The following is an 8,839-nucleotide window of genomic DNA, read 5'->3' as shown; positions in this document are numbered from 1 at the left end:
AGAGCGTGGCTGGCGCCGGATCCTGAATGCTGGCTTGCGTGGAATTGGCCCAAACTGGCCACCCAGGCACCAGTCCAGCCCAGAGGAGCAGCATACCCAGGCGAAGCCCTTTGCCAGACTGTCTCACCACCTGCAACCCCATGCATCGCGTCCCTACTGTAGCTGCTTTCCGAGGGATTCTCCACGCAGACGGGCAGAGCCAAAGGGCGGCAACAACACCTCAAAGACGGCTCAACGACAACAGAAAGCCTAGCTGCTCCGGCTGTTGGCAACCACCCGCAAGCGCTCGACCAATTTTTGCAGTTGCCGTTCAAATTGCAGACTTTGCCGCTGTAGCTGACTGACCTTTTCACAGCTATAGAGGACGGTGGTGTGATCTTTTCCCCCAAAGTAGTCGCCAATTTTGGGCAGGCTGAGGTTGGTGTAGTGGCGCATCAAGAACATGGCAATTTGCCGTGCTTGGCTGATGTCGCGCTTGCGGGAGGATCCCAGTAAACTGTCTCGGTCGATGCCGAATTCTTCACAGACCACATCGGTAATCATGTCGGCGGTGATCTCTTTCGGCTCGCTGGGGGGATTGAGGATGGGCTGAATCGTCTCCACGCTCATCGGCAAGCCAGAAATGGAAACATAGGCGACGGCGCGGATCAGGGCACCTTCCAGCTCGCGGATGTTGCTGGTGTAGGTGGTGGCAATGTACTCGATCACGTCGGCGGGCAGGTTCATCCCCTCGTACTCGGCTTTCTTCTTGAGAATGGCCATGCGGGTTTCGATATCGGGCGATTGAATTTCCGCAATCAAACCCATGGAGAAACGAGAACAAAGCCGCTCCTGCAGACGCGGGATCAGATGAGGAGAGCGGTCGGCGGCCAGTACGATCTGTTTGCCGGACTCGTGCAGCGTATTAAAGGTGTGAAAAAACTCCTCTTGGGTGTACTCTTTGCCTTCGATAAATTGAACGTCATCCACCAATAAAATATCCACATCCCGATAGTGCTCCCGGAAAGACTGCATGCTGTCTCGCCGGATGGCATCGATTAAATCGTTGGTAAACCGTTCGGTGGACACGTAGAAGACCTTGGCGCGTGAATTGGCCTCCAGTTGGTAGTGGCCAATGGCCTGCATCAGGTGGGTTTTGCCCAGACCCACCCCACCGCAGAGAAACAGGGGGTTGTAGGCGCGCCCAGGCTTGTCGGCCACAGCCAGAGCTGCAGCGTGAGCCATGCGGTTGTTGGGGCCAACCACAAACCGCGAGAAGGAATACTTGGGGTTGAGATCCGGCGCCCGCATGGGCAGGCTGCCGCCGACTTCCAGTCCTAGGGTGGTGGAGGCAGGTAAGCTGCCGGCTCTGCCCGATGTTGGGGAAATCGCCCTTGAAGGGGGTTCTGCCTCGACAGAAGCGTGGGGGGAAACGGAAAACTCCACCTGCAAAGGGATCCCGGCTACCCGCTGCACCACCTCGGTGATGGTGGAAGCGTAGTGCTTTTGCAGCCAGCCCCGTGCCCATTCGCTGGGGGTACAGATGGTGAGGCGGTTGTCCACCAACGATTCAGCCCGCGCCGTTTTGATCCAAGCCTCAAAGGTTGGGCGGCTGAGCTGCACCTGCAGATGACACAGGGCTTCATCCCAGAGCTGATCCAGGGAAATATCCACACCACACACTCAGAGCGACACAGCAGAAGCCCAGAGGAAACAGCGGCGGCTTCCTCGACAGGAGCTTCGGGATTCCCAATTTAACTGCTCGGCGCGGGGTGGCCAATCTAGCAATTTTCCATTGAGTCTGCTAAGATTAAGCGTCTGCGATCAGTTTCAAGCGGGCTAATTTCGGTCTGGTCAGCTCTGGCAAATGATCTTGGATTCATAAGTTGGCTTCTCACCATGACTCAGCGTACCCTTCGTGGCACCAATCGCAGACGCATTCGGGTTTCTGGGTTTCGGGCCAGAATGCGAACGGCAACTGGGCGTCAGGTCTTGCGGCGACGGCGGGCCAAGGGGCGTTATCGCCTGGCGGTTTCCTAAGCCCTTTGGTCAGAGATTTGATTTGTCTTGGTTTTTTGGAGCGTTGCAGCCCAAAACTCGCTGACTTCTGGGGCAGACTCTCCTCGGTGCCCAATGTTGCCGGCTCCTCATCGATTGCGGGATCGACGAGCTTTTCAGGCGCTCTACCAGGGGGGCCAACGTCGTTCCGGTGCAGGCTTGACCCTGCTGTTTCAGCCGATGCCCGCAGGGTGCGAAGGGATCCCTAGCCAAGTGGGGCTGGTGATCGGCAGAAAGGTGAGCAAATCTGCCGTAAAGCGGAATCGGCTGCGACGCCAGTTGCGAGAAATCTTGCGCCCTCTGTGCCCAAACCTGAAACCCGGATACCGGCTGCTGTTTATCTCCAAGGCAAACTTACTGACCTACCGCTGGCCGGAGCTGAGGGCGGAGGTGCATCGTCTTCTCCAAAAGGCCGACCTGCTCGTCAGCACAGATGCGGATCCCAGGCTGTCCTAGAGACCTAGGCTGCACAGGTTTTTGCTACCCATGCTAGCCTGTTGCCATCATCTGCCGGTGGTCACGCTAGATATGGGGTGTGATGTACGTCAAGCGGATTGAGCTGACCCGATTTAAGTCCTTTGGTAGCACAACCTCGATACCCCTGTTGCCGGGGTTCACGGTTATTTCTGGCCCCAATGGCTCCGGTAAGTCTAACATCCTGGATGGGATCCTGTTTGCGCTGGGGTTATCGTCCTCGCGAGGGATGCGGGCAGAAAGGCTGTTGGATCTGGTGCATTCCGGCAGCCTCAACGGCAATCGGCAGGTGGAAACCCACGTTTCCGTCACCTTTGAGCTGGGGCCGGGAGAAGATGGTCAGCCCAGGGAATGGAAAGTCAGTCGCCGGCTGCGGGTCAAGCCCGGAAAGGCTGAGGATCCCACTCGCGATAGCGGGACGGATTCTCTCCCCTACACCAGCACTTTCTACATCAACGATGTGCCCTGTACCCTGAGCGAGCTGCACGAACAACTGGAGGCGATGCACATCTACCCCAACGGCTACAACGTTGTTTTACAAGGGGATGTCACCAGTATCATTTCCATGCACCCCAAGGAACGGCGGCAGATCATCGACGAATTGGCGGGGGTGGCCACCTTCGACCGCAAGATCGCCCAGGCCAACAGCAAGCTGGAGGCGGTGCGGGAACAAATTGAGCGTTTTCGGCTCATCGAACAGGAATGGCAAGCCCAGGGAGAACGGCTGCTCAAAGAGAGCGAAAAGGCTCAACACCATCAGCAACTGCGGCTGCAGCTGCAAACGCTGGGGCAGCAGCAACAGGTGTTGCTTTGGCGGCATTTGCAAGTCCAAGTGGAAGAAACCCAGGCGGCCATTCAGCGGTTTCTGGAAACTCAGGAGCAGGCCACTGCTCAGGTGCAGACCTTGAACGATCATTTGCAACAGGCCGAAGCCGCCCTGGCCGAGTTGCAAAGCCGCATCCATGCTCTTGGAGAGGAGGAATACCTGCACCTGCAAGCCCAAATCGCCGCCGCCGAAGCACAGCGGCAACAGGTCAGCCGACAGATCGCAGCCTGGCAGGAGGAGATCCAGCAAGCGCAGCGCCTACATCAGGAGTGCCAAGCCCAACAGCAGCATCTGCAGGCGGAGCTGGAACACCTGCACAGCCAACAGGAGCAACTGGCCCAAGCCCAGGGATCCCTGCAGGCCCAGGTTCAGAAAGCCCAAATTAGCTTGGAACAGAGCCGCGAACAGCTGCGCGCCCTAGCCCAATCCGCCGATGCCTGGGTGAAACAGCAGCGCTACCTCACCCGCCACATTGAGGAACTCCGCGCTGAACAGGAGCCTCTCCAACAGGAGCAAATTCGCCTGCAAGAGCGACAACGGCAACTGGAACGACAAAGCCAAGAGATCCAAGCGGAGATTGCCCAGATCGAGGCGTGGCTGGGATCCCACCTGGCCCTCACCGCCGAGCTGGAACACACTTGCCGACAGTCGGAAGCTCAGGTTCAAACTTTGGCCCAAGAGCTGGCCCAACTGCAGGCCGGCCTGGAGCTGGATCGCGCCACCCACGAACGCCTCACCGTCGAGCTGCACGCCAAGCAGCGGCAACTGGACAAATGGGAAACCCGCCGCCAAGTGTTGCAAGAATCCCAGGGATCCCGGGCGACCCAAGCCATCCTGAGTGCCCGTCTGCCGGGGGTTTTGGGGTTGGTGGCCCAGTTGGGGCAGGTGGATCCCCAGTATCAACTGGCCCTGGAGGTTGCAGCAGGCAACCGGCTGCACTTTGTGGTGGTGGAGGATGACACCGTGGCCGTGAGCGCTGTCAACTTTTTGAAACGGGAAAAAGCCGGACGCGCCACCTTTTTGCCCTTGAATAAGCTCCAGCCCACCCGCCCCCCCAGCCCCCTGAAATTGGACGGCCTGATCGACTACGCCATTCGTTTGGTGCGTTTTGAAGAGCGCTACCGGGATGTTTTCGGCTTTGTGTTCGGCTCCACGCTGGTTTTCCAAAGCCTAGAGCTGGCCCAGCCCCACATCGGCAAGCACCGCATGGTTACTCTGGAAGGGGAGCTGTTGGAAACTTCGGGCGCCATGACCGGCGGCAGCGCCCCCCAGCGAGCTGGGATCCACTTTTCTGCCGGCGAACCTTCCGAGGAGGCCGCCTTGCGCTCCCGCTTGGCCGAGCTGGAGGAACTGCTGGCCGCCCTCACCCTGCGCCTACAAGCAGCCCAAGCCCGCGAAAAACAACTGGCCCAAGCCCTGCTCCTGGCTCGCCAAGACGCCCTGCAAGCCCAGCAATATCTGGAGCGGCACCAAGCCGACTGCCAAAAGCAACAGGCCCGCCTGCAACACCTGCAGGGATCCCTGGCGCAAAGGCAAAGCGAAAGCCACCAGATCCAGCAGCGGCTCCAGCAGATTCAACTGCGTTGGGATCCCTTGCAACAGCGCCTAGCCGATCTCGCCCTCAAGCTCAGCCAACTGGAGGGATCCCCGGTGAACCAACATTGGCAGCAACTGCAGCAGACGGTGCAGCAGCAAGAAAGTCGCTTGGCAGAGCTGCAGCAGCAACTGGCCCAACTGGAGCGGCAACAGCAGGAGAACTCCGGCCAACAACACCTGAAACAGGCCCAAATCCAGCACCACCAGGAGCGCCTGCAGGAGAGCAAACAGCGCCAAGCCTATCTGCAGGAGCAAATCGTCCAAGCCCAAGCCACCCTTGGCCAAATCCAGCAACACCTTGCCGAGCAACGGCAACAGATAAGCCAGATCGAGGCCCGACTTTCCCACCTGCGCCAAGAGCGAGATCGGCAGGAATTCCAATTGCGGGCCCAACAACAGCAAATCCAACGCCTGGAGTGGGAACGCTACAACGCCCTCACCCAACAACAGGAAAAAGAGGCTCTGCTGGCCCAACTGCAAACCCAACTGCAAGCGGTGGCCCAAGAGCTGCCGGATCCGCTGCCCAACTTGCCCGCCACCCTGACCTTAGACGAGCTGCAGCGGCAAAAACGCAAAATCGAAGAGCAATTGCGATCCCTGGAGCCGGTAAACATGCTGGCCATTGCCGAATACGAACAGACCCAAGCTCGCCTGCGGGATCTCAGCGCCAAACTGGAAACCCTGCACCAAGAGCGCACCGAGTTGTTGCTGCGCATCGAGAACTTTTCCACCCTGCGTCGGCAAGCCTTCTTGGATGCCTTTCATGCCGTCAACGGCCATTTTCAAACCATCTTTGCCCAACTTTCCGATGGGGATGGTCATTTGGAATTGGAAAACCCAGAGGATCCCTTCGCAGGCGGTCTAACCTTGGTGGCCCACCCCAAAGGTAAGCCGGTGCGCCGTCTCAGCGCCATGTCGGGAGGAGAAAAATCCTTGACAGCCCTCAGCTTTATTTTTGCTCTGCAGCGATTCCGCCCTTCCAGCTTTTACGCCTTTGATGAAGTAGATATGTTTTTGGACGGGGCCAATGTGGAAAAATTGGCCAATATGATCTGGCAGCAATCTCGTCAGGCGCAGTTTTTGGTGGTCAGTTTACGCCGCCCCATGATCGAAAAAGCTGAGCACACCATTGGTGTAACCCAGGCCCGCGGTGCATACACTCAGGTGATCGGCCTGACCAAACCCGCCCCTCACCCCAGTTAAGATGTGGCTTGGTTAAGAGCAGAGGGCAAATCCTGAGGTCCCATTAGACTCATTCTAAGAATGGTTTAGGAGTGTCCAAACGCCTGCCATGGTTGCTCTGACTCTGAATCTATCCCCCCTGACAACCCTGAGCCGAGCAGATTTTATTCGGCTTTGTGCCGCCAATCCTGACCTGAAGCTGGAGCGTACCGCTCAAGGAGAATTGGTTATCATGTCTCCAACCGGCGGGGAAACCGGCCACTGGAATGCCGAAATCACCACAGACTTAACCCTTTGGAATCGGCAATCGGGCCGAGGGAAAAGCTTTGATTCTTCCACCGGATTTTCCTTGCCTTCAGGCAGCGACCGCTCCCCTGATTTGGCCTGGATCCCGATTGAAAAGTGGGAAGCTTTGGATCCCTCAGTCCGTCAAGGATTTTTGCCCTTGTGCCCCGATTTTGTGGTGGAGATCCTCTCGCCCACCGATTCTTGGATTCAAACTCAGGCCAAGATGCAAGAATACATGGACAACGGCTGCCGGCTGGGGTGGCTGCTGGATCCCAAGGCCAAGCGGGTGATGATCTACCGACAAGGGCAAGCGCCGGAATTGGTCGAAGATCCGGAAACCCTATCAGGAGAGGACGTGCTGCCGGGCTTCACCTTGCCCATCCGCAAGATCTGGTCGGCTTGATATGAGTAGCTTTCACGGATTTACGATCCCTGATACAGCTTTTTTCCACACCCTTAACCCAGCCAACTCTGATGGATCTCTTGCATGACAGGGATCCCACGCAATTGCAGAACTCTCCCAACCTTGGAAACAGCTGCAGTAAAAATGTTGAGCGATAGGCCAAAAACAGGCGGAGTCACACTACCATGGCTGCTCTGACTCTGAATCTATCTCCCCTGATAACCCTCAGCCGAGCAGATTTTATCCGGCTTTGTGCCGCCAATCCTGAGCTGAAGCTGGAGCGTACTGCCCAAGGAGAATTGGTCATCATGTCTCCAACCGGTGGGGAAACGGGCAATCTTAACTTTGAAATTGCCGGGGAAGTTTATGTTTGGAATCGGCAATCGGGCCGAGGGAAAAGCTTTGATTCTTCCACCGGATTTTCCTTGCCTTCAGGCAGCGACCGCTCCCCTGATTTGGCCTGGATCCCGATTGAAAAGTGGGAAGCTTTGGATCCCTCAGTCCGTCAAGGATTTTTGCCCTTGTGCCCCGATTTTGTGGTGGAGATCCTCTCGCCCACCGATTCTTGGATTCAAACTCAGGCCAAGATGCAAGAATACATGGACAACGGCTGCCGGCTGGGGTGGCTGCTGGATCCCAAGGCCAAGCGGGTGATGATCTACCGACAAGGGCAAGCGCCGGAATTGGTCGAAGATCCGGAAACCCTATCAGGAGAGGACGTGCTGCCGGGCTTCACCTTGCCCATCCGCAAGATCTGGTCCACCTGACATTCTACGGTCGTTTTATAGTCATTTTAGACAGGAATGAAACATTTCTGTTGTATTGTGTATTGGTTCCTAACTCCCCTCTCCCAAAGGAAGAGGGGCTGGGAGTGGTCGCAGAAGCTGCACGGAATGCTTGAGGAGTGTCTCAATCTAGTTTGGAATGACTATAGTCCTCAGATTGGGGTCTTTCGCGCAATTCTGGCGAGACTGGGATCTTGGCCAGGCTGGATAAGGCCCACCGATGCCTTTTGCACCTGCTGGACTTCTTGCAAAAGCTGCAAGTAAAAAGTCCGTCGTTCCCAATCCAGATCTCGGAGCCCACAGCCCGGCTCTCGATGGTGCAGGCAATCGCGAAACTGACAGGCGCCCAAGCGATCCCTTACTTCGGGGAAGCACCGTATCAACTGCAAAGGATGCACCGGCGGGATCCCTTCGCCAGCATTGAATCCCGGCGAATCGGCGATCCAACCGCCTTCCGGCAAAGGAAACAGCTCCACATGGCGGGTGGTGTGCCGACCATGGCCCAAACGTCTGGAGACGGCCTGAGTAGCCAGCCGAACGTCCGGCAGCAGCCGATTGAGCAAGCTGGATTTGCCCACCCCGGAAGGGCCCGTCACCACCGAGATCTGATCTCGACAGCACTGTTGCAACTGGGGGATCCCAGCTTGGGTGTGGGCACTGACCAACAGAGGCTCATATCCCCACCTCTGCAGACGCTCCACCCAAGTTGTCGCCACTTCTGGATCCACGCAGTCGCATTTGTTCAACACCACCTGAACCCGCAGTTGGCTGGCCTCGGCTTGCACCAGCAGACGACTGAGGGCGTTGGGCTCAGGGTCGGGCTCGGCCAGGGCCACCACCACCAGAACTTGGGTCGCGTTGGCAATAGCGGGTCGAGGCAGCTGAGTGCGCCGCGGCAGGATCGCCTCGATCACCCCCCGCTCCGGCCAGAGGTCGGCGGCAGCAGGCGGCAAGCGCACCTCCACCCAGTCCCCCACCATCACCTGCTGACCCATTTTTTTCAGCTTGGCCCGACTGGTACAGAGAATCTCTGCCGGCGTGGGCTTTTCAACCGGAAACCGAGCCGGGATCTCGGGAAAGAGGGCAGCCAAACTCGGATCGATCCGCACGCGATAAAAGTTGGCCTGCGCTGCTCGCACCCAGCCGGTACAATCTTTTCCTTCCGGTTTCACCGGGCTCATGCCGACTCAGGCGTGCCGCGACGCACCCAGAGAATGTAATGGCCTTCGGGGGAAGCTGCCTGTCCCT

At 57.8% G+C, this 8,839-nt stretch carries 7 protein-coding genes; 5 read left to right on the top strand and 2 right to left on the bottom strand.

Going from position 1 to position 8,839, the window contains the following annotated elements:
* Positions 1-249: 249 nt before the first annotated feature.
* Positions 250-1,653 carry a chromosomal replication initiator protein DnaA gene (gene dnaA, locus NW820_RS01815; RefSeq protein WP_414382552.1) on the bottom strand — a complete coding sequence of 468 codons (1,404 nt, stop codon included), beginning with the start codon at positions 1,651-1,653 and terminating at the stop codon, positions 250-252.
* 225 nt (positions 1,654-1,878) lie between these two features.
* On the opposite strand from dnaA, the gene rpmH reads away from it, so the two are divergent.
* From rpmH to NW820_RS01790, 5 genes are all read left to right on the top strand, one after another.
* On the top strand, positions 1,879-2,019 hold the full coding sequence (gene rpmH, locus NW820_RS01810) for a 50S ribosomal protein L34 (protein ID WP_011434477.1): 141 nt from the start codon (positions 1,879-1,881) through the stop codon (positions 2,017-2,019).
* A 93-nt stretch (positions 2,020-2,112) separates the two neighbouring features.
* Positions 2,113-2,493, top strand: a complete 381-nt coding sequence (gene rnpA, locus NW820_RS01805; RefSeq protein ID WP_414342200.1) for a ribonuclease P protein component — start codon at positions 2,113-2,115, stop codon at positions 2,491-2,493.
* Positions 2,494-2,575: 82 nt separating this feature from the next.
* Positions 2,576-6,136: a chromosome segregation protein SMC gene (gene smc / locus NW820_RS01800; RefSeq protein WP_414406522.1), complete on the top strand. Its 3,561-nt coding sequence runs from the start codon at positions 2,576-2,578 to the stop codon at positions 6,134-6,136.
* 88 nt (positions 6,137-6,224) lie between these two features.
* On the top strand, positions 6,225-6,806 hold the full coding sequence (locus tag NW820_RS01795; protein ID WP_011434474.1) for a Uma2 family endonuclease: 582 nt from the start codon (positions 6,225-6,227) through the stop codon (positions 6,804-6,806).
* Positions 6,807-6,991: 185 nt separating this feature from the next.
* On the top strand, positions 6,992-7,573 hold the full coding sequence (locus tag NW820_RS01790; protein WP_414382545.1) for a Uma2 family endonuclease: 582 nt from the start codon (positions 6,992-6,994) through the stop codon (positions 7,571-7,573).
* Between the two features lie 170 nt (positions 7,574-7,743).
* Here the strand turns inward: NW820_RS01790 and rsgA are convergent, their stop codons facing one another.
* Positions 7,744-8,772, bottom strand: a complete 1,029-nt coding sequence (gene rsgA, locus NW820_RS01785) for a ribosome small subunit-dependent GTPase A (RefSeq protein ID WP_414406521.1) — start codon at positions 8,770-8,772, stop codon at positions 7,744-7,746.
* Positions 8,773-8,839: the final 67 nt, after the last annotated feature.

It is taken from the genome of Synechococcus sp. R55.7 (assembly GCF_047461955.1).
Lineage (GTDB): Bacteria > Cyanobacteriota > Cyanobacteriia > Thermostichales > Thermostichaceae > Thermostichus.
This window is presented reverse-complemented; position numbering and strand designations above follow the sequence as displayed.

What these genes read in the sequence shown, in the direction of transcription:
- rpmH (WP_011434477.1), top strand. Translation starts at nt 1,879, where the DNA reads ATGACTCAGCGTACCCTTCGTGGCACCAATCGCAGACGCATTCGGGTT.
- rnpA (WP_414342200.1), top strand. Translation starts at nt 2,113, where the DNA reads ATGTTGCCGGCTCCTCATCGATTGCGGGATCGACGAGCTTTTCAGGCG.
- smc (WP_414406522.1), top strand. Translation starts at nt 2,576, where the DNA reads ATGTACGTCAAGCGGATTGAGCTGACCCGATTTAAGTCCTTTGGTAGC.
- NW820_RS01795 (WP_011434474.1), top strand. Translation starts at nt 6,225, where the DNA reads ATGGTTGCTCTGACTCTGAATCTATCCCCCCTGACAACCCTGAGCCGA.
- NW820_RS01790 (WP_414382545.1), top strand. Translation starts at nt 6,992, where the DNA reads ATGGCTGCTCTGACTCTGAATCTATCTCCCCTGATAACCCTCAGCCGA.
- rsgA (WP_414406521.1), bottom strand. Translation starts at nt 8,772, where the DNA reads ATGAGCCCGGTGAAACCGGAAGGAAAAGATTGTACCGGCTGGGTGCGA.